Annotated in this window: 23 protein-coding genes; 3 read left to right on the top strand and 20 right to left on the bottom strand. The window is 47.0% G+C overall.

Features of this window, described 5'->3' with window-relative positions; genetic code table 11:
- Positions 1-30 precede the first annotated feature (30 nt).
- Positions 31-747: a pyruvate formate-lyase-activating protein gene (gene pflA / locus PQI28_RS11815; RefSeq protein WP_339963413.1), complete on the bottom strand. Its 717-nt coding sequence runs from the start codon at positions 745-747 to the stop codon at positions 31-33.
- Between the two features lie 56 nt (positions 748-803).
- The gene (gene pflB, locus PQI28_RS11810) at positions 804-3,050 is read right to left on the bottom strand and encodes a formate C-acetyltransferase (RefSeq protein WP_339963412.1); all 2,247 of its coding nucleotides are present in this window, start codon (positions 3,048-3,050) and stop codon (positions 804-806) included.
- A gap of 361 nt (positions 3,051-3,411) precedes the next feature.
- Between pflB and PQI28_RS11805 the strand changes: the two genes are divergently transcribed.
- Genes PQI28_RS11805 through PQI28_RS11795 form a run of 3 tightly spaced genes read left to right on the top strand, consistent with a single transcriptional unit; the run spans position 3,412 to position 5,695 of the window.
- Positions 3,412-3,834 (top strand): hypothetical protein, encoded by a 423-nt coding sequence (locus tag PQI28_RS11805; protein ID WP_214785699.1) that lies wholly within the window; start codon positions 3,412-3,414, stop codon positions 3,832-3,834.
- Positions 3,835-3,887: 53 nt separating this feature from the next.
- Positions 3,888-5,054, top strand: coding sequence for a DEAD/DEAH box helicase (locus PQI28_RS11800; RefSeq protein WP_224863278.1), 1,167 nt, complete (start codon positions 3,888-3,890; stop codon positions 5,052-5,054).
- Positions 5,051-5,695: a hypothetical protein gene (locus PQI28_RS11795; protein WP_339963411.1), complete on the top strand. Its 645-nt coding sequence runs from the start codon at positions 5,051-5,053 to the stop codon at positions 5,693-5,695. Before PQI28_RS11800 ends, PQI28_RS11795 begins: the two co-directional genes overlap by 4 nt.
- A 22-nt stretch (positions 5,696-5,717) precedes the next feature.
- Here PQI28_RS11795 and PQI28_RS11790 read toward each other — a convergent pair whose 3' ends face one another.
- From PQI28_RS11790 to PQI28_RS11705, 18 genes are all read right to left on the bottom strand, one after another.
- The gene (locus PQI28_RS11790; protein ID WP_339963410.1) at positions 5,718-6,824 is read right to left on the bottom strand and encodes a hypothetical protein; all 1,107 of its coding nucleotides are present in this window, start codon (positions 6,822-6,824) and stop codon (positions 5,718-5,720) included.
- 9 nt (positions 6,825-6,833) lie between these two features.
- On the bottom strand, positions 6,834-7,640 hold the full coding sequence (locus PQI28_RS11785; RefSeq protein ID WP_214785702.1) for a hypothetical protein: 807 nt from the start codon (positions 7,638-7,640) through the stop codon (positions 6,834-6,836).
- Complete coding sequence (locus tag PQI28_RS11780; RefSeq protein ID WP_339963409.1) at positions 7,637-8,317, bottom strand: ABC transporter ATP-binding protein; 681 nt, start codon at positions 8,315-8,317, stop codon at positions 7,637-7,639. Before PQI28_RS11780 ends, PQI28_RS11785 begins: the two co-directional genes overlap by 4 nt.
- Positions 8,295-8,687 (bottom strand): GntR family transcriptional regulator, encoded by a 393-nt coding sequence (locus PQI28_RS11775; RefSeq protein WP_214747253.1) that lies wholly within the window; start codon positions 8,685-8,687, stop codon positions 8,295-8,297. The genes PQI28_RS11780 and PQI28_RS11775 overlap by 23 nt, the downstream gene beginning before the upstream one ends.
- 139 nt (positions 8,688-8,826) lie before the next feature.
- Positions 8,827-9,417, bottom strand: coding sequence for a kinase (locus PQI28_RS11770; protein WP_271306029.1), 591 nt, complete (start codon positions 9,415-9,417; stop codon positions 8,827-8,829).
- Between the two features lie 50 nt (positions 9,418-9,467).
- Entirely contained in the window at positions 9,468-11,153 is a 1,686-nt protein-coding gene (locus tag PQI28_RS11765; RefSeq protein WP_271306030.1) for a b(o/a)3-type cytochrome-c oxidase subunit 1, read from the bottom strand.
- Positions 11,154-11,624, bottom strand: a complete 471-nt coding sequence (locus PQI28_RS11760; RefSeq protein WP_074033048.1) for a cytochrome c oxidase subunit II — start codon at positions 11,622-11,624, stop codon at positions 11,154-11,156.
- Positions 11,625-11,648: 24 nt separating this feature from the next.
- The gene (locus tag PQI28_RS11755; RefSeq protein ID WP_224863290.1) at positions 11,649-11,768 is read right to left on the bottom strand and encodes a cytochrome c oxidase subunit 2A; all 120 of its coding nucleotides are present in this window, start codon (positions 11,766-11,768) and stop codon (positions 11,649-11,651) included.
- A 178-nt stretch (positions 11,769-11,946) separates the two neighbouring features.
- Positions 11,947-12,657: a Crp/Fnr family transcriptional regulator gene (locus PQI28_RS11750; protein ID WP_214790605.1), complete on the bottom strand. Its 711-nt coding sequence runs from the start codon at positions 12,655-12,657 to the stop codon at positions 11,947-11,949.
- Between the two features lie 152 nt (positions 12,658-12,809).
- On the bottom strand, positions 12,810-14,195 hold the full coding sequence (locus PQI28_RS11745; protein ID WP_339963407.1) for an aldehyde dehydrogenase: 1,386 nt from the start codon (positions 14,193-14,195) through the stop codon (positions 12,810-12,812).
- A 149-nt stretch (positions 14,196-14,344) separates the two neighbouring features.
- Positions 14,345-15,490, bottom strand: coding sequence for an MFS transporter (locus PQI28_RS11740; RefSeq protein ID WP_339963406.1), 1,146 nt, complete (start codon positions 15,488-15,490; stop codon positions 14,345-14,347).
- Between the two features lie 121 nt (positions 15,491-15,611).
- A complete protein-coding gene (gene deoD, locus PQI28_RS11735) occupies positions 15,612-16,325 on the bottom strand; it encodes a purine-nucleoside phosphorylase (RefSeq protein WP_074033044.1) in 714 nt (237 codons plus the stop codon).
- Positions 16,326-16,340: 15 nt separating this feature from the next.
- Positions 16,341-17,051, bottom strand: coding sequence for a response regulator (locus PQI28_RS11730; protein ID WP_337874409.1), 711 nt, complete (start codon positions 17,049-17,051; stop codon positions 16,341-16,343).
- Complete coding sequence (locus tag PQI28_RS11725; protein WP_339963405.1) at positions 17,048-18,799, bottom strand: sensor histidine kinase; 1,752 nt, start codon at positions 18,797-18,799, stop codon at positions 17,048-17,050. Before PQI28_RS11725 ends, PQI28_RS11730 begins: the two co-directional genes overlap by 4 nt.
- Before the next feature lie 101 nt (positions 18,800-18,900).
- Complete coding sequence (locus PQI28_RS11720) at positions 18,901-20,118, bottom strand: M48 family metallopeptidase (RefSeq protein WP_339963404.1); 1,218 nt, start codon at positions 20,116-20,118, stop codon at positions 18,901-18,903.
- A gap of 97 nt (positions 20,119-20,215) precedes the next feature.
- Positions 20,216-21,316 (bottom strand): PQQ-dependent sugar dehydrogenase, encoded by a 1,101-nt coding sequence (locus PQI28_RS11715; protein WP_339963403.1) that lies wholly within the window; start codon positions 21,314-21,316, stop codon positions 20,216-20,218.
- A gap of 37 nt (positions 21,317-21,353) precedes the next feature.
- Complete coding sequence (locus PQI28_RS11710; protein ID WP_339963402.1) at positions 21,354-22,814, bottom strand: MDR family MFS transporter; 1,461 nt, start codon at positions 22,812-22,814, stop codon at positions 21,354-21,356.
- Between the two features lie 180 nt (positions 22,815-22,994).
- Positions 22,995-24,287 (bottom strand): ABC transporter substrate-binding protein, encoded by a 1,293-nt coding sequence (locus PQI28_RS11705; RefSeq protein ID WP_339963401.1) that lies wholly within the window; start codon positions 24,285-24,287, stop codon positions 22,995-22,997.
- Between the last annotated feature and the right edge of the window lie 144 nt (positions 24,288-24,431).

Genomic DNA, 24,431 nt, shown 5'->3' with positions numbered 1-24,431 from the left:
AAGCGCAGACCACATCGGTCTGCGCTTGTTTTATACAGTTCCCTGTAAGATTCCTTCCGCCCATTCGACTTCATCAGACGTCGGAAGTTTTGTTCCTTTGAGCGGATAATCGAGTCCGAGCGCCTCCCATTTGTAGACGCCCATCTCATGATAAGGCAGAATCTCGACTTTCTCGACATGGTCTAGCTTTTGAATGAACGCGGCGGTACGACGAAGCGCCCCTTCTTCAAGCGTCCATCCAGGTACGAGGACGTGGCGAATCCACATTTTCGTTCCGCGCTCGGAAAGGTGTTCGGCAAGCGCGAGCGTGTTGGCATTGCTACGTCCCGTCAATTTTTTACACATGTCGTCGTCGATATGCTTGATATCGAGTAAGACGAGATCGGTGTGATCTAAAATCGCATCCAAGTTAGGAGGACGGAGAGCACCGGACGTATCGAGTGTCGTATGGAGCCCATGCTTTTTCGCTTCACGCAGTAATGCCTCTAAAAATTCAGGTTGCGCGAGTGGGTCACCACCTGAGATGGTGATGCCGCCGTTCGATGCCTCCATGAACGGTCGGTAACTGAGCGCCTCTTGAATGACGTCTTCAGCCGAGCGGTGGTTATTTTTTTTGAAATCCCATGTGTCCGCGTTATGGCAATAGAGACAACGTAACGCACAACCTTGTAAAAAGACGATGAAGCGAATCCCTGGGCCGTCAACTGTTCCGAATGATTCGACCGAATGTACATATCCCATTGTCATCGAAATGACCTCCTAACGAATGAGCGGCCCTCCGTGGAAGGCCGCTAAGCCTTTACTTACAACGAACCGTGGAACGTACGGTTGATGACATCAATCTGTTGCTCACGTGTCAACTTGATGAAGTTGACCGCATATCCAGATACGCGGATCGTGAGTTGTGGATACTCTTCCGGATGTTCCATTGCGTCGAGAAGCGTCTCGCGGTTGAAGACGTTGACGTTCAAGTGATGTCCTTTGTGCTCTCCACTCATATACCCATCGAGAAGTGCCGCCAAGTTGAGTTCACGTGCGATTTCTTCTTTTCCGAGTGCTTTCGGTACGATTGAGAACGTATACGAGATCCCGTCTTGTGCGTGTTCAAATGGAAGTTTCGCAACAGATGAGAGCGATGCAGCCGCACCTTTCGTATCCCGTCCATGCATCGGGTTGGCACCTGGAGCGAATGGTTCACCAGCACGGCGACCGTCTGGCGTATTCCCTGTTTTCTTACCGTAGACGACGTTCGATGTGATGGTGAGGACCGATTGCGTATGAAGCGCGTCACGGTATGTTTTATGTTTCCGTACTTTTTCCATGAACGATTCGACGAGTTCCACGGCAATCGCGTCGACACGGTCGTCATTGTTACCGAATTTCGGGAAGTCGCCTTCCGTTTTGAAGTCGACGATGATTCCTTCTTCGTTACGAACGGGTTTGACGCTTGCATATTTGATTGCTGAAAGACTATCTGCCGTTACAGAGAGACCCGCAATCCCACAAGCCATCGTCCGTAAGATTTCTGGATCGTGAAGCGCCATTTCGATGCGTTCGTACGCATATTTATCATGCATGAAGTGAATGACGTTGAGCGTATTCACGTATAGTTCTGCCAACCAGTCGAGTGTACGGTCAAAGTCGGCATATACTTTTTCGTACGTGAGCACATCTTCTGCATTCATCTCCCAGGCAGGAGCGATTTGAGCACCGCTCTTCTCGTCACGTCCGCCATTCATGCTATAAAGAAGGGCTTTCGCCATGTTGGCACGCGCACCGAAGAATTGCATCTGTTTTCCGATCTTCATCGGTGACACACAACATGCGATGCCATAGTCGTCACCGAATTGCGGCATCATCAAGTCATCGTTCTCATATTGAATCGCTGACGTTTCAATCGACATTTTCGCACAGTATTGTTTGAATCCTTCTGGAAGCTTCGTCGACCAAAGGACCGTCAAGTTCGGCTCTGGAGCAGGACCAAGGTTCGTGAGTGAATGCAAGAATCGGAACGAGCTCTTCGTGACGTTCGAGCGACCGTCTTCACTCATCCCACCGATTGACTCCGTTACCCAAGTCGGATCACCTGAGAATAATTCGTTGTAGTCAGGTGTCCGTAAGAACTTAACGATTCGAAGCTTCATGATGAAGTGATCGACGATTTCCTGAACGTCTGACTCTGTTAAACGACCAGCTTCAAGGTCACGTTCAGCGTACACATCGAGGAATGTCGAGACGCGACCGAGTGACATCGCGGCACCGTTTTGTTCTTTGATTGCAGCAAGGTATGCCAAGTACACCCATTGATACGCTTCTTGCGTGTTTTCTGCAGGGCGACCGAGATCAAATCCATAAGCGGCTCCGAGTTGTTTGAGTTCTTGGAGGGCACGAAGTTGTTCCGATAGTTCCTCCCGGTCACGGATGTCCGATTCAGATAAGAATCCACCTCGTTTCGCCAAGTCTTTTTTGCGCTCTGCCATCAAGAAATCAATTCCGTAGAGAGCGACGCGGCGATAGTCACCAATAATGCGTCCACGACCGTACGCATCCGGAAGACCTGTGATAATCCCTGATTTACGAGCAGCTCGCATTTCAGGCGTATAGGCATCGAACACACCTTGGTTATGTGTTTTACGAATCTCTGAATAAATTTTTGTGATTTCTTCATCTGGTTCGAAACCATATGATTCGAGTGCGGCATCCACCATGCGAATCCCGCCATTCGGGTGAATCGAACGTTTGAACGGCTCATCCGTCTGAACGCCAACGACTTTCTCTAATTCTTTGTTTAAGTAACCTGGTCCATGCGACACGATTGTCGATGGTGTGTGTTGATCGACGTCCCAAACGCCTCCGCGTTCACGCTCTTCTTTTGTCAGTTCCATCACACGATTCCAAAGAACGTTTGTCGCTTCTGTCGGACCTGCTAAGAACGTATCGTTCCCTGTGTATTCATGACGATTCAAACGGATAAACTCACTGACATTGACTTCATTCGTCCACTGACCAGGGATAAAACCTGACCATGCGGATTTGATTTCGGTTGCCATGTTGATTCACTCCTCATTCTCGAAAGTAACTGCGTGTTATCTATACTGTGAGTGTACGTGAAAACGTGAACAATATGTTTTACATTCTTGTGAAACTTGTAACAATCTTATGAACGTGATGAAATAGCCGTTTTTGAAAGCGTTTTACAAACTGTTATATTCGATTAATTATATAGTTTGAAACAGCTAAATCCCATTTAATTAGGGTCGAACTATGATCTGTACTAATTTGATTGTTCTGTGACGAACTATACAGTTTTTGGGGTGATAAATCTCACATCACTCGGTTAGAACTTGAATTTTTGTGTCGTATCAGACACAATGAAGGCAGAACATTGTATAAGAGGAAGGGGTTCTACTCATGACGTACGAACCATTAACACCAAGCCACGCCTTTCAAGTCGGCGATCGCATCTCATTGAAGGTCGAAGAAGCCGGTGAAAAGCGTGATGGATTTATCACAGAATTTGAAGATGGAGGGTTTTGGATTCGCTTTGACGATGACATCGAGAACGAAGATTTTATCGATTATCGCGACCAATTACTCGCCGGACTTTTGTCGCGTCCAATCCATGTCATCACGACACATCCGGAACTGAAACCGTTCGAGAAAATGACGTCCGAGTTACAGTATCGCGTTTATCAAGGATTCACGATTGAGAAAGTGGAATTGACAGCAGAAGGCGCGGATGCCCACATCCAACTCATCGAAGACGGTCAAACGTATACACAGACGTTACGTTCTTCAATGGAAGATGGTCAGGAGCATGTTCGCTATATTTGACGAGGGAGCGCTTTCGCTTCCTTTGTTTTTGCCTAAAGATAAGGAGACCTATTATGAATTTTACAAAACCTTTTATTAACGAGACGTGGGAACGGATGGGCTTTAACGAGCCGATGCCGGTCCAAAAAGAGGCGTTCCCCCTACTATTAGATGGAAAAGACGTGACAATCGAGGCACCGACCGGAACGGGTAAAACGCTCGCTTACCTGCTACCAGCGATTGAAAAAATCGATCCATCGAACGACCGAATCCAAGTTGTCATTGTCGCTCCAACTCGTGAACTTGTCATGCAGATCCAACAGGTCGCACAACGTTTCACCGAAAAAGGCGATGTTCGCATCGGCTCGTTCATTGGCGGTGTCGAATTGAAACGTCAAATCGATCGAATCAAGAAAAAGCCGCATTTAATCGTCGGGACACCGGGACGTCTCGTCGAATTGATTGACAAGAAAAAGCTGAAGCTCCATGAGACGCATACGGTCATTCTCGATGAAGCCGACCAAATCATCGACAGCGGTTTGACAGAGGCGGCTGAGCGCATCATCAAGCATACCGCACATGAGCGTCAACTTGCACTCGTCTCGGCAACACTCACCGATTCACTCAAAGAATGGTCGGCACCGTTCATGAACGAGCCGGCACATATCAAAATCGAACGTGCTGTCAGCGATCAAGTGACGTATGGTTACTTGTTGACGACGCGTCGCTACAAACCCGAACTGTTACGCCGTCTTTCGCACGTCGATGGCGTAAAGGCACTTGCGTTCATTAATAACCGCTCGTTCTTGCCACCACTTCGTGGGGAGCTTGAAAAGTTGAAAGTGGACTACCGCATGCTCGACAGCTTGAAAGGAAAGCGCGAACGCGTCGAGACGCTTCGTGAATTCCGTAAAGGCGAATACCCGCTCCTCATCACGACGGGTCTCGCAGCGCGTGGTCTCGATATCGAAGATGTGACGCACGTCGTCCATTTCGATTTACCAGAATCCATCGATGACTTTATCCACCGTTCAGGCCGTACGGCTCGTGGTAACGCAGGCGGGACCGTCCTTTCTCTCGTGACGACGGACGATTTACCACACTTGAAATCATTCGCGCGTCAACTCGGTGTCGAATTGAAAGAACTCGAGATTTATCGTGGCGATGTAATCGAGAAACGGATTGAGGAGAAGCCTCCTGTCGTCAAACGTCCTGCGAACAAGCGAGGACCGCGCCGATGAAAAAAGACCGGAAAGTAATTCCCTTCCCTTTGCTCGTCGAAGAATCCGAATTGCTTGCCGAACTGAAAAAGTTATATGAGCAAGCCGCTCTTGCGCGAAGCACACAATGGACAAACTATATTCAAGAGATCGCGTCGGAAGGGACATGGCATTTGAAAGATGCCGAGCTCTTCCGTGACCTCTTCATTGATTGGGCCGTCTTCTTTGAAACGGACGAAGACGGCATGACGCCTCATGGTCGCTATTTGGCTGACCACAAGGGCGATATGTCACCTGCTCTTTATCACGCACTCCGTGGACTAGCCGTCCCGCGCTGCAGCATCTTTGAAGTGACGGAAGACGGTCAGTTGAAAGACTGGGAGTCAAAAGAGACGTACGCTGTTCAGTTACCCGAAGAACGCGAGACCGGCGACCTCGTCCTCGGAAAGTTACTCGACATCCGAGGCAGCTGGCGCTTCGGTTCGGCGTTCCTCGCCTTACCTGCGAAAATGTCTGGAAACGTGGCCGACCTATATATCGACTTTACGGATGAAGTCGGTCCCGGTGCCTTTTTGGAGCAGTTTCCGGAGTTCTGCGCGGAACTGATCGACTTGTTGCTTGATTTAGAAGAAGGCGTCATCGTACCGAAACCATCAAAATAAGCAAAAGGCCGCGGCCCTTTGCTTATTTTTGTCTGACGTACACGTCAATCTGTTTGAGTATGTCACGAGCTTCTTCATTTTCAGGCGTGATCGCCGCACTTGAGATTTGTTCCCCATCCTCGTATACATCGATGACGACACCATCTTTCGCTTGACGCGTTTGGTACAGACGACCGTTTGAATAGAAGGAGTGATCAACCGAGTCGAGAACGCTTCGGGTCATGTTCTTCCCTGTGTTCAAGTCGATGACGACTTCCTCGCCATCTTCATTTATCGCTAACAGGTTTTGGCCCGACGTTGTATAATCCCAAAAGCCTTGGTCTTCAGCCAATTGAACGACTTTCTCCGTTTTCGTGTCATAAGCGAATTGACCTGGCAATCTGTCTTCAACATTGAACTTATCTTCTCCTTCTTCGATAACATCGTAGAAGCTAACACCGACAGGGATATAACGTGTTTCTGTCATCTGAGAGGATACATCGGTAGCGTAAAAACGATTCGTATTGATGACATGGGTGATAAATCCTTTGTCCATGTTCAATTCTTTGACGCTTACGTCATTCATCGCTTCATTAAACGTGGCAATCATTGTTTTTACGTCTTCGTCATATCCATCTCGATAGATTAAGTTTAACTGACCATCATTCAGGAATACGCCTGCCCACACCCCGTTCACGATGTCGTATATTTTTGAATCACTGGCATCGAATGCGAATCTCGACATTTCTTTTCCTTTTAATTGTTGAAAAACGATGAGCTCTTTCATCCCATCCTGCCCGACTCCGATATATCCGTCTTGTGTTTGAATCGACTGCGCATACGTCCATCCATTCATGAGTCTATGGATGGAACGTACATCTCCATTCAAACGTTCACGATATTGTTGTCCCTCAGCTATATAGTTCAAGTTTGATGTGATGCGACTTTCATCAGCCGTCACTTCAAACCGTTGATCAACAGCATCATCAGAACTATAAGTCATCTCAACAATTTGATTTTCCCAAACAGCTGGATTCGAACTGATGTCTAACGACCATTCTGCTTTCGGTTCTGTCGCATCAACAGCAAACGTCCCAAGCCCAATCACGATGACCGCACCGAGCGCAGCCACGTTCCACATTCGTTTCATCTTCTCACCTCACACATTCAATTTCGTCTGTAAAAATCTTCGACCTAGCCAAATCGTCACACTTGCCCAAACGACCAATACCATACCGACGTACACGATCGTCTCATCATAAATCAGTCGATTCGACAGGAACGCGTAGCCTAAAATGGGAATAGTTAAGATGACAACTAGAATCGATAAACTAAGTACAGGCGACCACATCGTCCGTTGCCAGAAACTGCGTTCAATCAATACAAATGTAAAAATAAACAGCACAACGATGATGATCAACAATTGATGGATGACGAAATTTACGAGTGAAGAAGGATACATGACCGTAAACATCCCATGATAGGAAATCGCTTGCTCGAATGAACCTCTCATTGGAATCATCTTTTCATCGAACCAACTCGTGAACGCTATGTACTGTAACTTGAGAGCAATCCATTCGATGGCAAACAGTCCCAACGTCATCATCAAAATCGTAGCGAGTTTAGCGAAGAACAAGGTCATTCGTTTTTGTGGCATCGTGAGTAGTCGCAACATGAACGTCCCTCGTCCTTGAAAATCGCGATACCAGATCCAGGCGCTGTATAATAACATCGCCGCGACCGCAATTCCGAGTGACAAGAGATATGGCGTACTGCCGAGATAATCCAAGAACGTATATTGATAGTCCGCGTTCCCTTCACGTCGTAACCGTTCAAATAGATTTGTCTCATCCCATAAAAAGTAACCGAGATACCCAAACTGGACGACGAGGAGGCCAGTAACTAACATCAAGAACGGTTTTGTGACACGCTCGATTTCCCAACTCAAAAGTTTCAATAGATTCATGCCCCGTACTCCTCTCTCATCACATCGACGATGGACTTCCCGTGAATGAAACGGACATCTTCGACATCAAACTCACGGACGATTCTTCCGTTATTCAACATGACGGCCTTGTCGATCAAGTACTCGATATCTTCAATCTCGTGTGTCGTAATGAGCACGCCACGATTCTCCATGACCTCGCTCGAAAATAGTTCGACAATCTGTTCTTTTGAGAAGACATCGATTCCTGAGAACGGTTCATCAAGCAATAAATAATCCGGGTCTTGCGCAATCCCGAGTGCGAGGTTCGCTTTCGCGAGCGTCCCTTTCGATAACTCGCTCAACTTATCTTCCGGAAACAACTTGAAATCATCGACGAGACGGGCAAATAATACCGAATCAAATGTCGGATAAAAATCTTTCATGAACGCCTCACATTGTTCGATTGTAAAGTGAATCGGGAACATCGCATGGTCGGCGACGAAGGCGACACGATTCAAATCAATCGGTTTCCCATCGATCAATACCGAACCTTTGTCGAAAGGTGTCAATCCCATGATGCCTTTCAACAACGTCGACTTCCCCGTACCGTTCAAGCCGATGAGACACGTGATTTCACCTTTATTCGCTGTGAACGACACGTCTTCAATGACTTGTTTCCGCCGATAACGTTTTTTAACTCCCAACACTTCGATCATCGTACATCCCCTCCTTGTACTGTCGTTTGATTTTTTCAACAAGTTCGTCTACCGAGACATCAAGTTCTTGAATCGATTCTACAAATACGGCGACCGCGTCATCTACGATTTCAGAGCGGATTTGTGCCAATACCGTTCGATCTGTCGTCACGCGACTCGGTCGATTTCGTTCGGTCGTAATCAATTGTTGGTCCTCCATTTCCTTGAACGCTTTTTGAACCGTGTTCGGATTAATTTTTAAATCGTTCGCAAGCTCACGCCGAGATGGCATCTCATCCCCGGCTTTCAGTTCACCGAGCGCCATCTTCTTTTTGAAGTAATCGACGACCTGTAGGTAAACCGGTGCCCTCGTATTGAATTGCATGTTCATCACCTTTCTAAGTGTATGACATGGTTAATACACTTTCTAACTGTATTATTAGCGTAATACACTTTAACGTCAATCATTTTTTCAAATTTTCTCCAAAATAAAAACACCTGACGCATGCGTCAGATGTTGAAACGTTCAGTCAGAGCACGATATCTGCTTCTCTTTTCGGGTCGACGAGTTGAAGATAAAGATCTTCCCCTGCCCAGTAGCGCCGCTTGTATTTCGCAAGCCTTTCCTCCGGGTTGCCGAGATATGTATCTCGATTCAATACCCGTTCATACCGAACCTCGCGGGGACAGTCGAGATAAATCACGTAATCGTAATATGGTCTCCATTCCGGTCGTTGTAGAAAAATCCCTTCGACGACAATGGTATAAGCAGATGACACATCGATCACTTCTTCAACAATGACATCTCGTTCATACACGTAACGAGGTAACGTCAATTCCGTTATCCCATTCCTCAATGGACGAAACAGTTCACGCTCAAGTCGCGACACGTCCCATTGGAGTGCGTAATATTCGGTCGGTTCAGGCTGTCCGGTCTCATAGCGTCTGTCTCGTTCGACAATATAGTCATCAATGTGAAGAACAAGTATAGTCGACTCTTCACTCAAACGTGAGACGAGCGTTGTCTTGCCCGCTCCACTCAATCCATCAATCGCCACGACAAACGGGCGATTCCCCGCGTGCGTCGCTCGTGCAGAACGAATCACATCCAATACGTTCATATCGTTCCTCCCCACACAAAAAGTCAGCTCACGAATGAGCTGACTTTAGTTTACCAGAGTACCCAACCACGCGCTCCAGGAGGCGCACTTTCAATCAAGTGCCAAATTGGAACCGTGTATGCAAATGCGATCAAGACGAACGTTACCGTAATCCACAATTTCCAGTTTTCGAAATAGCGCGGTGTATCCATCGCCGCCTCTTCTGTCTCAGCGAGCGGGAATTCCTCTTCGCCTTTTGGAGCGAGGAATGACAAGTTGAACATCGAGTAGACGAAAATCAGAACGGAGATGAATAAAATCGTTCCTCCAATCGCCATCATGACGTGGTACGGAATCCATTCACGCGTCAATGCATCCGAGAAGTAAGTTGCTGGACCCGTACGACGTGGATTACCATTCAATCCTGAAATGTGCATCGCATATGACATGATGGCCATACCGAACGCCCACGTCCCTGCTTGAATCAATCCAAGCTTGTTCATCGCTTTTGTCAACGTGCGACCACGAAGTACTGGTACGAGCCAGTATGCCGTTCCGAAGAACGTCAAGGCGACAGCCGTTCCGACTGTGATATGGAAGTGACCTGTGACCCAAAGCGTATTGTGAACCATCGCGTTCAATTGGTGAGACGCGTTGATGATCCCACCTGCACCGGCAGGAATGAAGAATAGCATCCCGATGAATGGTGCGAGGAAACGAACATCACCATACGGCATTTTCTTCACCCAACCGAACAATCCTTTCGCGCCGAGCGCACGTCCACGAAGTTCGAACGTCGCAAAGAGCGAGAATGCTGTCATGAACGATGGGATGACGACCAAGAACGTCAAGATAACTTGAACGAACTTCCAGAACGGTTCAATCCCCGGTTCTGTCAACTGATGGTGGAAGCCGACCGGGAATGAGAAGAGCAAGAACAACAAGAACGCCATCCGTGCCAACGCATCCGAGAAGATCTTCCCACCGATGACTTTCGGCACGACTGTGTACCATACAATATATGCCGGCATGAGCCAGAAATAAACGAGCGGGTGACCGAAGTACCAGAACAATGTACGAGATAACTCGATTCCGACTGTATCTGTCCATCCTAACGAGAGCGGAAGGAGTTGGAACAGAATCGTTGCTGCGACACCGAGTGTCGCAATGTCCCATAGAAGCATCGTCATAATACTCATATAAGCCGGGAGCGGCGGATGAACGCCTGGGTTGTCGCGTTTGTAGTCCGCATACATACGGAACATCGCGAATGACGACAACCATGTTCCGACTACGAACAGGACGAGTCCGACATAGAAGAGCGGATCTGCCATGAGCGGTGCATAGAACGTATACAATACTGTCCCTTTGTTAGCCAAGATCATGACCGTTACCATGACGGCACCGATAATCATCGTCCAAAAACCGAGCCAAGCGACACGTGTCGGGAATGATTCAAAGCGACCGAACGACTTTGCCAATAACGCATATAAAAGACCGATGATGAACATCGTCGTGAAGACGATCCCGAGCATGATACCGTGAGCCGTTAGCAATTGATAGTATCCAAAGATTTCAGGAATGACACCCGTCCGAATCAACGTCTGTGTCAATCCGGCTAGCGCTCCAATCAAGATGGCGAGCACCGATACGAGAACGTGTCCGTAGGCAAGACGCGCCTCTTTCGCTCCGATACTTGGAACAGGAACCCCTCGCTCCATCTCCCATTGTTTCAGTTTAGATGATACGTCGTTCATTTACTCCACCACCTTGATTTTAGTCGACATCATGTGATGCCCTGTCCCACAATATTCGTTACAAAGAATCAAAAATTCGCCAGCTTCCTCGAACGTGTACGTCAATGAGTTGATATGTCCAGGCACGACCATCATGTTGACCGGAGTACCTGTCAACTGGAATCCGTGTACGACATCAGGTGACGTCACAAGGAATGTTACTTTTGCGCCTTTTGGAATTTCAACATTCCCTGGTGTGAACGTAAACGCTTGTGCGATCATGACGAGTTCGTATTCATTCTCACCAATTTGATGAAGTCCTGGTTTGTCGAATGGAGCCGTCTGATTTACTTTGGCCGGGTCAATCAAATCCGCATCCGATGCTGGCTGGTTCCCTGCCGCGAATGCCGATACCCCGAGAACAGTCAAGAAGACCGCGAGTAGGATAATACCAAATGTAAGCCAATACTTTTCTAGTTTATGAATATGCACGATGAGACCCTCCTCCCTACATGTTTATCGTGTGACGAATAAATAAAAGACTGATGACCACATGGCAATGATGACACCTGCAACGATCATGACCGATGTAAACGTTCCTTTTAGGTTCGGTTCTTGCCCATCTTTATGTTCCACGTGTAAGACCCCTTTCGGTTGTTTTTCCACTTTCATTGTATGCAATCACCTAAGGGATAATATGTGACTTTTGTCACTCAAAAAGTGACAATCACATCAAATTTGCGTAGTTTCAACACACAAAATTCACATTTTGATAAAAGTAGGTCACAAAAAAACCGCCTTCACATGAGACGGTTCATAAACGACATATTCCTGCAGGACAACCCTCGCAGTGACAAAGCTCTTTCAAAAAATCAACATCATGAATGACAATCGATTTGGCTGTCGTGCTGATGACTCCTTCTTTTCGCCATTGACTGATCAATCGATTCACCGTCTCGCGTGGCGCTCCAATCAACTGCCCGAGTTCTCCATCTGACGGATGACGAGGAATGACGATTGTCCCCTCTTCCTCCACCCCATGCATGGCTGCCATACGGAGTAGTGTCGAAGCCAAAGCGCCTGGTTTGCCGTATAGCAATAAGTCGCGTACTTTCATCTCTGAATGTTTGCGCATCATCGATGTCCATCGCAAAATTTCTCCGGCAAAGCGGATATCACGTTGCATGAGCGATTCCAACTCGCGTTTTGAAATGGTTCCGATGGTACTTTCCTCAGTCGTCTCAATGCTATACGAGCTGGGGAAAGTTTCGACAATGTCAAACTCACCAAAGAAATCATCCGAACCATACATGAACATGACGAGTGGATTTCCCTTTTTCGTGATTTTCGTGAATTTGACAGAACCACTCTTTAAGTAAAAGAACTTATCACACTTTTCACCTTCCCAACATACGATACTCGCTTTCGGATGATGTTGAATTGTCATCATTTCCAACAGCAATTGTTTCGTTTCATCTGAGAATACAAAACTGTTCGGTTGGGTCGTTCCACATTGCATTGACATAGGTCGGTGCTCCCTCCACGTTTCATTCGTACGTTCCAATTATGACTTTATTATACAGGAGTGTGACAGGGAGTATCAGAAAAGTATGTGACATTTCAAACAATCTTTTTAAAAAAAGAGAGACCCGGCATTTGTACCGAGTCTCTATAGCTTTATCGTTGAATCAATCGAATCAATTGTTCGGCCGGTTTGAAGTTCGGATACCGAACTGGTAAATCAAATTTTGTCGTGTTTTTCAAAATAGACTTTGCGTGACTAAACGTCTCAAAGCTCGTACGTCCGTGATAGGCTCCCATACCGCTCTCGCCTACTCCACCAAACGGGAGATTCGGATTCGTCAAATGCATGATGACATCGTTCACACATCCTCCTCCAAAGGAAAGGTGTTTCATGATCGTTCTTTCCACATCTTTCGATTCCGTAAAGAGATAGAGCGCGAGTGGATGCGGTCGGTCAGAGATGAACTCGATCACTTCATCTAGCTGACGATACGGAATGACCGGTAAAATCGGACCAAAAATCTCGTCTTTCATCACATCAGCATCTTCTTCGAGATTCGTCATGACGGTCGGTGCGATTTTTAGCTCATCCCGGTTCGTTTCCCCGCCAAAAGCAAGTTCGCCTTCTGTCAAATAGTGAGACAAACGGTCGAAGTGCGATTCGTTGACGATGCGCGTGTATCGTTTCGTACCAACACCGTTCCCGAACATCGCAAACGCCTCTTGTTTGATTGCCTCTAAAAAGGCTTCTTGCTGCGATTCATGTACAAGCACGTAGTCTGGCGCGACACACGTTTGCCCGGCGTTCATCCATTTCCCCCACGCGACACGTTTTGCCGCGATGGAGACATTCGCATCTCCGTGAACGATGACAGGTGATTTCCCTCCGAGTTCGAGTGTGACGGGTGTTAAATGTTCTGCTGCCGCCTTATTTACGATGCGACCGACTTGCGTCGAACCTGTAAAGAAAATGTAGTCCCATTTTTGATTCAAGAGCTCTTGAACTGTGTCTTTATCCCCTTCGACACTGGCTATATATCGATCGGTGAAAGCACGTTCTAGCACCTGTGTCAGGACACGCGCGACGTTCGGTGTCAGTTCTGAAGGTTTGACGACCGCTGTGTTTCCCGCGGCAATGGCACCAATGAGTGGTGCGACCGCTAGTTGGAACGGATAATTCCACGGAGCGATGATCAATACCGTACCGTATGGTTCATATTGAATTTCACTCTTCATTCCAAGATGGATGGCAGTTCCACGCACACGCTTCGGACGCATCCATCGTTTTAATTCGCGTGTCGTCCGAGAAATCTCGTCATAAATGAATCCGATTTCTGTCGTATACGCATCCATCTCCGATTTGTTCAAGTCCTCTTTAAGCGCTTCTAGCAAGTCCGCTTCATGATGCTTGATCGATTCCTTTAAAAACGTCAGCATACTTAAACGGAATGCCATTGATTTCGTCGCCTGTGTTTTAAAGAAACGACGTTGTTTTTGGACAAGCTCGTCAATCGTCAATTGTTCAATCGGTGCCAGCATGAACTTTCCTCCTTATGATTCATCACATTGATTTCATTTTATCATCGAGTGAAAAGTGAATCAAAAAAACGCTTTCATCGATGCCAGTTACACTAAACGTTTAAATGTTTAAACATTTAATCATAGAGTAATACATTACTTTTATCGTGTCAAAATATCCGTCTTCCCTTTACCACACTGACAAGAAAGAGAAGGCTCGCCCCCCATAATATCAAACCAGTCAGCGTGAACTGCTCGACGACGGAAAGTGGCAGAGCGCTTAAAAAAGAAGATCCCGCTACCGTACCGAGAGAGAAAAAGGCATAGAATGCCCCGTATGCTTTTCCTCGATTTTGAGGAGAAGTTGATTGAATCAACAATGTGTTGATGGCCGGGAAAAGAATCGCAAACCCGACACCATATAAGGCAAGTACCCCATAAAGGCTCGTTTGTACACCTGCTTGTCCAATTAACATCTGGCACGTCCCAATAATCGCCACCCCAAGTGCGGTCAATTTGGTCGGTGAAAATCGATCGAACAATCGGTTCGTCGGTAATAAAAAGAATAGGACGGCGACCACGCCGAACATACTAAGTAGCGTCCCACTCAATCGTGAATCATAGCCAAGCTCCTGCACATGAACCGGTAACAAAAACGCAAGTGCCCCTTGGGAAAACATGAGGAAGAATGCCCCCCAGTAGGCTCGAATCACTTTCGGGTCTGGTTTTATCGGTGCTGTATGGGTATCTGTCTTCGAATCCACCGTTTGGCTCCGTCGCATCGTTACGATTGTCACGAACAGAATCACCCAGCCGAATAAAGAAACAAATAAAAAGACGGTCGGTGGTGATGTGACACTGGCGACAATTCCACTGAACGCAGGACCGATGATGGCCGCCAATCCGACGAAACTACCGGTGATGGCGACTTTCTTCCCTTGACGATTCATTGCGGTGATGTTCGCAGACAACGTAAACGCAGCCGGGACGATCAGTCCAGCCATAAAGCCGTGGACACATCGGACAAGCAGTAATATGGATGGTGAGTCGACGAATTGATAAGCGAGTAAACTTAAGCTCGTCAGGAACAAACCGAGAACCAATACGTGATATGGACCTTTCTTGTCAGTCCATATACCGGACAGCACATTTCCAAATGTGTTCGTCAATGAATATATCGCGATGGAAAAACCAGCGATAAACGAAGATGCCCCAACGGACAACGCAAACGTGCTCATAATTGGGAGTTGGGCGAACAGATCAAAAAAAGCAAAAAATACAATTGCATATAATATAAAACGTGATGGAGTTTTCATTAGACATTTCCTCTTTCTCGGTATCTTATCCTTAGTCTAGCTGGAGCTCCAACCGTTTCATAGGGATGAATGGGTTTGGACACAAAAAATCCCTACAGCCAAAGACTGTAGGGAAAACTGTTTAGTTCGTCACTTCAACCGCTGTATCGAGAGCGACACGAATCATTTCATCAAACGTCGTCTGACGCTCTTCTGAAGTCGTTTCTTCACCTGTCAACAAGTGGTCAGAGATCGTGAGGATTGTCAACGCGTTTACTTTATGTTTCGCCGCAAGCGTGTAAAGACCCGCTGCTTCCATCTCGATTGCGAGGCAACCGAAGTCCGCCCACTTCTTGAAGTGGTGGAAGTCATCTTGATAGAATTGGTCTGCTGTGAAGATTTGTCCCACTTTGACCGGAATTCCAGCTTTCTCTGCATTCATATATGCACGATGTAGGAGGTCGAACGTCGCTGTTGGTGCATAGTCCATTCCGTTGAAGCGGACACGGTTTTGCCCCATCTCACTTGATGCGCTCATGGCGATGACGACATCACGCACTTTGACATCTTCTTGAATTCCGCCGGCAGTTCCGACACGGATCAAGTTTTTTGCACCGTACGACATGATGAGTTCATTCACGTAAATCGACATCGAAGGCACACCCATCCCCGTTCCTTGGACCGAGATGCGTTTTCCTTTGTACGTACCTGTGAAGCCGTACATACCACGAACTTCATTATATAATTCAACGTCTTCTAAAAACGTCTCCGCGATATACTTGGCGCGAAGCGGATCCCCTGGAAGTAATACCGTTTCTGCAATTTGTCCTTCTTGAGCTCCAATGTGTACACTCATGTTTGAATTCCTCCTTTAAGCTTGTCGTTGAACCTTTTCCCGAAATTCGTTCGGAGTAACACCGACTTGTTTTTTAAAGACCTTCCGGAAATACTTATCGTCCGAAAAGCCGACTGCTTGGGCGACTTCATAGATACGCTGTCTACTCGTCTCTAACAGGCGCTTCGCTTCGTTCATCCGAATCGTCAATACGTATTCAGACAAATTCACGCCATATTGTTGTTTAAAACGTCGCGAGATGTACTCTCGACTTAAGTAAAATCGTTCGCTCATCCCTTGCAAACTCAGTTCTTCCGAAAAATGCTGTTCAATGAACGTTCCAATCTGAGAAATCGGATCTTCACTCGACCGATCCACCACGTCCCCTAACGCGCGTGCCAACGTATCATTCAATACATCCGGGTCGATCGGTTTCAACAAATAATCAAAGCTCCCATACTGGATGGCCCGTCGCATATACGAATATTCATCGTATCCTGTCAGCACAACAAGCTTAGAAAATGAAGCATGGTCGTGTACCCACTCCATCAGCTCGATCCCATCACAATGGGGCATTTGAATATCGGATAAGATGAGCGCTGGACGTTCTTGTTCAATGAGCACCTGTGCTTCACGCCCATCCGTTGCTTCAAGAACCGTCGTCACGCCGAACCGTTCCCATTCACCGAGTAATTTCACCGCTTCCCTTACCGGAGATTCATCATCTACAATCAACACTTTCGTCATGACGCCACCCCCTCAGAAGAAGCGGGGAAACGCATCATAATTCGAAAACCGCCTGTTTCAGGTGTAGCCAACATAAATTCTGCCTCCCGATTATAGTTTAACATGAGTCGATCGCGAATGTTTCGTAATCCTGTGCCTTCCGTGTCATAAAATGTCGAATCACTTTGCTCAATCCGTGACATGACTCGTTCCCATTCTTCGGTCGTCATCGAACGACCACTGTTCTCACAACGAATCACGAGTGACGTTCCGTCCATCCAGGCCGTCACATCAAATTGATTCGCTAAAGCAGAGCCGTCTCGCTCGAACCCATGCTTGAAAAAGTTCTCCGCTAACGGCTGTAAAATCATCTTTGGAACAATCAATTCATAGAGGTCTTCAGGAACTGAAACGGTCACTTGAAACTGATTTGGGAATCGTACGTCTTGAAGACGAATGTAAGAGTTCAAATGCTCGATCTCCCGTTTCAGCGTCACCATCGACTCTTCTGGATGCATCGTATACCGCATCATCGAAGAGAGTTGCGTGATTAATCGGTAGACCGTCTTGCCATCTCCCTTCAATGCCAACGTTCCAATCGACTGTAACGTGTTAAATAAGAAATGCGGGTTGGTTTGCGCCTGAAGTGTACGAAGCTCGTTCGTCCGATTCTCTAAGGCGAGCTTATACTCTCGTTGAATTAAATCATCGATCCGTTCAATCATTCGCTTGAACTGTCTTCCGAGCACGCCGAACTCATCATTTCCGAGGGAATCAAATGAGACGGTCATGTCTCCTTGCTCGATTCGCCAGATGTTTGAGGTCAACGTCTTGATCGGTGTCGTCAATTTCATCGAAGCATAGGTCGCTCCGATCAGTGCCAAAATGAGCGAGACCATCCCGACAAGCAAGATGATGAATGACGTTCGTGAAGCCGGTTCGGTCAAGAGTTCATCTGGAATCGATTTACCGACATAAAACTGCTGATGGTCAAACTCGAATGTTTTCGTGATTTGATGATGTTTCCCATCGGTCGAGATGGATCTCGGCTGAAATGAAGACGGAATTTCTCCCTCACCGAGATGGGCAAACACACGGTTGTCTTCACCGACGAACCATAAACTCTCATCCGGACTATTTTGTAAAGAAGCCAGCTGCCCGATGAATAAATTTTCAGGGATATCGAGCGAAAGAATAGCAAGTGGTTCATCCGTTTCAATCTTGTCCAGCCTGAAATGAAGCGTCACGACGTCTTCTTGTGTCATGATCGGCCCAAAATCATGATAAGCAACAAGTGGATGGGATGCTTCTAATAAGACACGACTTTTCGGGTTATCCAAGAGCTGTTGTTGGACGGCGCTCGGCTCTTTTTTCGACCGTGGTGACACTTTCATTTTATAAGCCGCAAACGAATCCATATCTTCGAGCATTAACAGCTGAATTTGCGCCACGTCTTCTCGGGACAGGTACATCGCAAGGAGCGCGCGCCGCACTTCAATCTCCGTTTCTCTTAACGAAAGTCCCGGTCCATATTCTAAAATGTCTAACACGTCACGATCAGCGTATAAACTCGTTGGCAATCGACTCAAATCAGAGATATAGCGTTCCATCTGACGTGTCCCCCGCTCGAGCGACCATTCGGTCATCTCAAGACCACGTTCACGCTCCCGGTCTTGCACGTACCAAAATGAAACAATCGTCGCTAAAATGACCGGTACAATGATGGTCAACGCAATCATCCCCGTTAACTTTGTCCGTATGCTATTCACCGATATCCCTCCTACCCAAACAGTATATCATGCGTTATGCAAACGTTTGCAAAAAACCACAAAAAAATTCCCTCGTCTCTTTTGAAACGAGGAAATGTCTTTTATTCATATGCTTCCATTAATTCAATGAGTTCAGAACTATGTCCCCAATCACGTGCCGTATCAATCGGTGTCATCCCGCTATCATTTTGGAGCGTGACGTCAGCTCCGTTGTCTAGCAAGAGTTGAACTGTTTCTTTATCAACCTCATCATTGTAGAACAAGTTGTGAAGTGGCGTTTCGCCATACTCGTCTTGAATATTCACGTCAGCACCATTTTGTAATTCTGCTTCGATCTCTTCATAGCTCGCATTATTATACGTCAATTCTTGGATTGGTTCTTCCCATTCCAACGCCCAATCATCTGCAAGGTCCTCACTCATCGCCGCAGATACAATCTCCGTCAAATCATCGTTAATGAAGAGAAATGCGATAAGTGCCCCGTTTCCGATAACCGTCAATAGAATCATCGAAATGATAGATGCTTTCACATATCCAGCCGTCTTGAAGACCGGAATGTTTTCTTCACCTGCAGCTGTTGCAATCGATGCGATTCGCTTCGGTAACGTTGGATGCGTCGACAACAACTCACTATACTTCGCGATAAAACCGTTCTCTCGACTTGCTTCGTACAAATAGTCGAACTCATTCACTTCTTTCGCGAGCGGTCCCCCGATTGCAAGAACCGTTAACGCACGCTTCGCCGCCCCGAAGTCTTGAATGTAATGAGCAGCCATCCGGTCACACGTATATTCACAAGCACGTGAATAGGCAGAACCTAAGAAAGGAATGATACTACCGAGCAAGACGACCCACTGCTTTTGGACATGGTTACGACGAATGTGTGCCAGCTCGTGTGCGATGACAAACTCCACTTCTTTCGTCTGTCCCGTCCGTGTTAATTCCACGACATCCGAATACAGAATGACCATGTTCTTCTGGAAGAAACGTGTGGCAAAAGCGTTTAATACACCACCCGCTTGTAAAATATACACATCTGGCAACAAGCGGATGCCCATATCTGCCCCGACGCGTTGTACCATCTCATGAAGTTCTGTAAACTGACGAGCCGTCACTTTGACACCGTTCGTCCGAATGTACCCGATTTGAATCCAGTGAGTAAAGAGCGAGAGCGATACGATTGTACCGATGATCCATAAAAAGATACCGAATGAGGCTACTGTCAGCACGATCCCGAGGATTAACATGAGCACGCTTGCTGCAACTAATAGTGAGAAGTATAGTTTTTCTCGTTTATGTACCAAGTTTGAATGATTCATCTATTTTCTCCTTCTTTTTCCAAAATACATGTTTAATTATACCGTTACTTCCAGAAGAAACAACGAAAAAAATAGAAACTGACAAAGTCGTCAGTTTCTAGCGAATCGTTACTTGATAAAGTTGATCGTCTTGAGGCTGTGGGTTGCCTCGTCCGTCCGTATTGTTCGAAATAAAATACAAGGTGTCATCTTCTAACCACACATCACGAATCCGACCTACATCTTCGACAATCGTCGTCACTTGTTTCGTTTCCCGGTCGATGGCAACAAGCCGCTCGTTCCGAAGCGTCGCCATATAGACGTACTGTTCATCTGTCGCGATACCAGAAGGTGCCCAAGACGTCTCTCCTACTTCAAACCACGGTGTGACAAGGCCTTCTTGTTCCTGATTCGCCTCAATGATCGGCCATCCATAATTGTTTCCTTCTTCTATCACGTTTACCTCGTCATGTCCGCTCGCCCCGTGTTCGCTCGCATAAAGAACTTCATCAATTTGACTCAATCCTTGAGGGTTGCGGTGACCGAGCGAATAGATCCAGTCGGTCGGTTCACCTTCACCCGATAATGGGATTCGTAGAATCTTTCCGGCTAATGATGATTCGTCTTGTGCGAGTTCAGGTACGAGCGCATCTCCCGTCGTCACCCAAAGATGCTCACCGTCCAGCAATAGGCGACCTCCGTTATGAAAACGTGCACCTGGAATCTCATCAAGCAAGACATTCGTCTCCTCAAAGCGTTCTCCATCCCACGTCAACTCGACTACACGATTTTGAACGTTTCTTCCTGACGATCCATACGTATGATACGCGTAAAGGATTCCGCTCGATTCAAAATCTTCGCTTAACGCAAGACCAAGGAGCCCTCCTTCACCAATCTCGAATACACTTTCCTTGAAGTTCACGTCTTGTCGGGTTGCGCGACCCGAACTGTCAATCACGGTGATGGTACCACCGCGTTCGGATACGAGCCATCCCTCCTCTGTTCGAGCGAGTGACCACGGGATGGACAAGTTCTCGGCAATAGCGGTCACTTCTCCAATCTCAAGATTCGACTCTTCCGTCATACTCGTCTCACTGTCAGTCTCTGACTCACTGCGAGTCGATTCTTCTGAAGTAGGTGGTTCTGTTCCTTCGTTCGTTTGTTCTGGCGCACACCCCATCAGAAACAACAATGTCACAATCCCAATTTGACGTTTCATGTCGGTTCGCCTCCCTTTCCTCCATCATACCCTCGTTTCACGAGCGCTGTGAAGGTTCCGGTGGGCGAGCCGGCAAGCGGGACGCGATGACGAACGCGATGATTGCGGCGACCATCGCTCCGATAAAGATGCTGTTCAATCCGGTCGCAATGATTTGTTCCCCTTGAAGTCGAACCGAAGCGTTCAACGTCTCCGTGACGCTCTGATTGAAGAAGTCTTCTAATGAAACTTGAGATAACGCGCTGCTCTCTTTAAAGTCGTTAAGTACAACAAAGTTAAAGACCGCTCCGAACACCGCTACACCAAGTGTTTGGCCAACCGTACTTAAAAATGAGTTGGTCGCCGTTGCTGTTCCACGCTGTTGATAGGAGACGACAGTTTGTAAGACGACGATAAACATCGGTTGAGACAACCCGAAGCCGACACCGATTAGCGCCACTGCCCCATACACCCATATGTCTGAACTCGACTGGGATAATAGTGTTAAGGTTAGCGTCCCGATGATGAGCAACCCCATCCCGATCAAAGCGCGTCGTCTCGGAGAAGCCACTCCGAGTGTACGCCCCCCGATAATCGACGTGAATGTCCACGCGACCGATAATGGCATCAACATGAATCCAGCCTCTGTCGCTGATTTCCCTAATACAGCTTGTGCCCAGATTGGAATGTAAGCAGACATGGAGACGAGCACCCACGCCGCAAAGAAGACCGAACCGTTGATGGCAGCAATCGTCGGTTGCTTGAGTAATTCAAACGGCAATAACGGAGATTTTGCTTTTCGTTCAGATACGAAGAAACCAACCAATAAGATGATACTGAATACCCCACTGACAACAATGGTCGTCGTCCATTCATTCGTTTCACTGAATGTGATCAGGGCGTATAAGAATGCTGTCGTCCCACCCGCGAACAAGAGCGCCCCTTTCAAGTCGATCCGTTCAGTCGTCTCAGCGACTTTCTCTTTATAGAAGATAATGATCATGATAAACGAGAGTAACGCAAATGGTACGTTCAATAAAAAGACGTAGCGCCATGACAACGTTTCGACTAAAAAGCCGCCGATGACCGGACCGAGTACTCCCGATACGCCCCATACGGCACTTAAAATCCCTTGAATCTTTCCGCGTTCCTCATATTTATATAGGTCTCCGATAATCGTCATCGAAATCGGAAGGACGGCACCGGCACCTAGGCCCTGAAGCGCCCGAAAAACGATCAGCTGTTCCATCGACGTGGCTAAACCACATAAGAGTGAGGATAGCGTGAACAACCCGATGCCAAACAAAAGGACACGCTTCCGCCCGAATAAATCCGCCACTTTCCCATATATCGGTGTCGATACTGCTGTAAATAGTAAGAAGGCAGCAAATACCCAGCTGACGAGCGTCGCCCCGTTCAACTCACTGGCGATGACAGGCGTCGCAACTGATACGACCGTCCCTTCGATCGCCGCTAAAAAGGTTGCCAGTAAGAGTGCAACCGTCACATTTTTTCTCATCCGTTCCATCTCCCCAAAAAAATAGTGGCGTCGGAAAGTTCCGAGCACCACTTCAACTGTCTATTATTTTGTGCGAGCCACGTCCATTTGACAAGTGTCATCTTCTGATTCGAAAAAGAATGTTTAACCATTCAAAAAAACACACACGGTGAAGGGGTCGTTTCACCGTCTGCGCGCTTTTTATTTCACTTTGTCTTGCCATACTTTCGTGAAGTCTTGAAGCATCTCTTCACCTGTTTTTTGTCCACCAACATATGCCTGCATGAGGGCACCGTATTCATTCACCGCACCATCCGGATACTTGAACCAGTTCCACGAGATGGTCTTTCCTTCATTCGAGTATGCGAGAATGTCATCTGCGAGCGGTCCCAGGTCGTTCGCTTCAATCGACTTGAATGCAGGGATGAACTTGAATTTGTTGACCATATAGTCTTTCCCAGTATCAGATGTCGCCATCCATTCTAAGAAATCTTTTGCTTCTTCTTTATACTTCGAGTTCTTGTTGACGACCCAGTTGTTCGGGACACCAACCGGTAGGCGGTCCATTTTCTCGGCATCATCGTTGATTGGGATTGGAACGAAGCCCATCTCCATATCCGGATTCACATCGAGAATCATCTGTTGTGCCCAGTTCCCTTGTTGGAGCATCGCTGTCTCTCCTTGGGCGAACTGCGTGACTTGTGTATTATAGTCTGTCGTCAATGGATTCTTATTCCCGTATTTGATCGTCAAATCAAACAGCTTCAAAAACTCCTGGAACTGTTCGTTGTCTTCAAATTTCGCTTTATTTTCGTTCAATGCTTGAATGAACGCGTCTGGATCGTCTTGCTGCGCCATCGGAATATTTAAGAGATGAATGCCTAAAATCCAAAACTCTGCATAACCGACAGAGAATGGTGTGATCCCCGCCTTCTCTAATTTTTCTGCCGCTGCTGTCAATTCAGAAAGCGTTTTTGGTAACTCATCGATGCCGGCCTTTTCAAACAGTGCCTTGTTATAGATAAAACCGTATCCTTCAAGGTTCATCGGCATTCCGTAAAGTTTACCATCCATCGTCATCGGTTCTTTGGCGACTTCTGTCAAATCTCCGACCCACTTCTCACTTGATAGGTCCTCCAATTTGTCTTTCCATGTCTGTGCTTCTGTGAAGCCACCGTTGTTGAAGATGTCCGGTTCGTTGCCTGAAGCGAATTGAGACTTGAGGGCCGCACCATAGTCCGCACCGCCACCGACCGTTTGAACGGTCACTTTGACGCCAGTCTCTTCTTCATACTCTTTCGCCATCGCTTCAAGATCTTTGGCGATCTCCGCTTTGAACTGAAAGACATTTAACGTAACGTCTTTTTTATCACCGCTATCCGCATTTCCTTCAGAAGACTCTTCGTCTGTAAGAGATCCTCCTCCACAAGCCGCTAATGAAAGTACCATTCCAGCAGTCATGACAGCAGTCGACAATTTCCACTTCCGTTTCATCTCATTTCCTCCCTTAACCTGATCCATTCTTTACAAAATCAACTTTAAATGAAAACGCTTCCATAATGTAGGTGTCAAATTTGACGAATAGGGTGGAAAATGTTGCACAGAAAAACAGGACTCACGTTTGGAGTCCTGTTCCGT

It is taken from the genome of Exiguobacterium sp. USCH10, from assembly GCF_037619445.1.
Lineage (GTDB): Bacteria > Bacillota > Bacilli > Exiguobacteriales > Exiguobacteriaceae > Exiguobacterium > Exiguobacterium aestuarii_A.
This window is presented reverse-complemented; position numbering and strand designations above follow the sequence as displayed.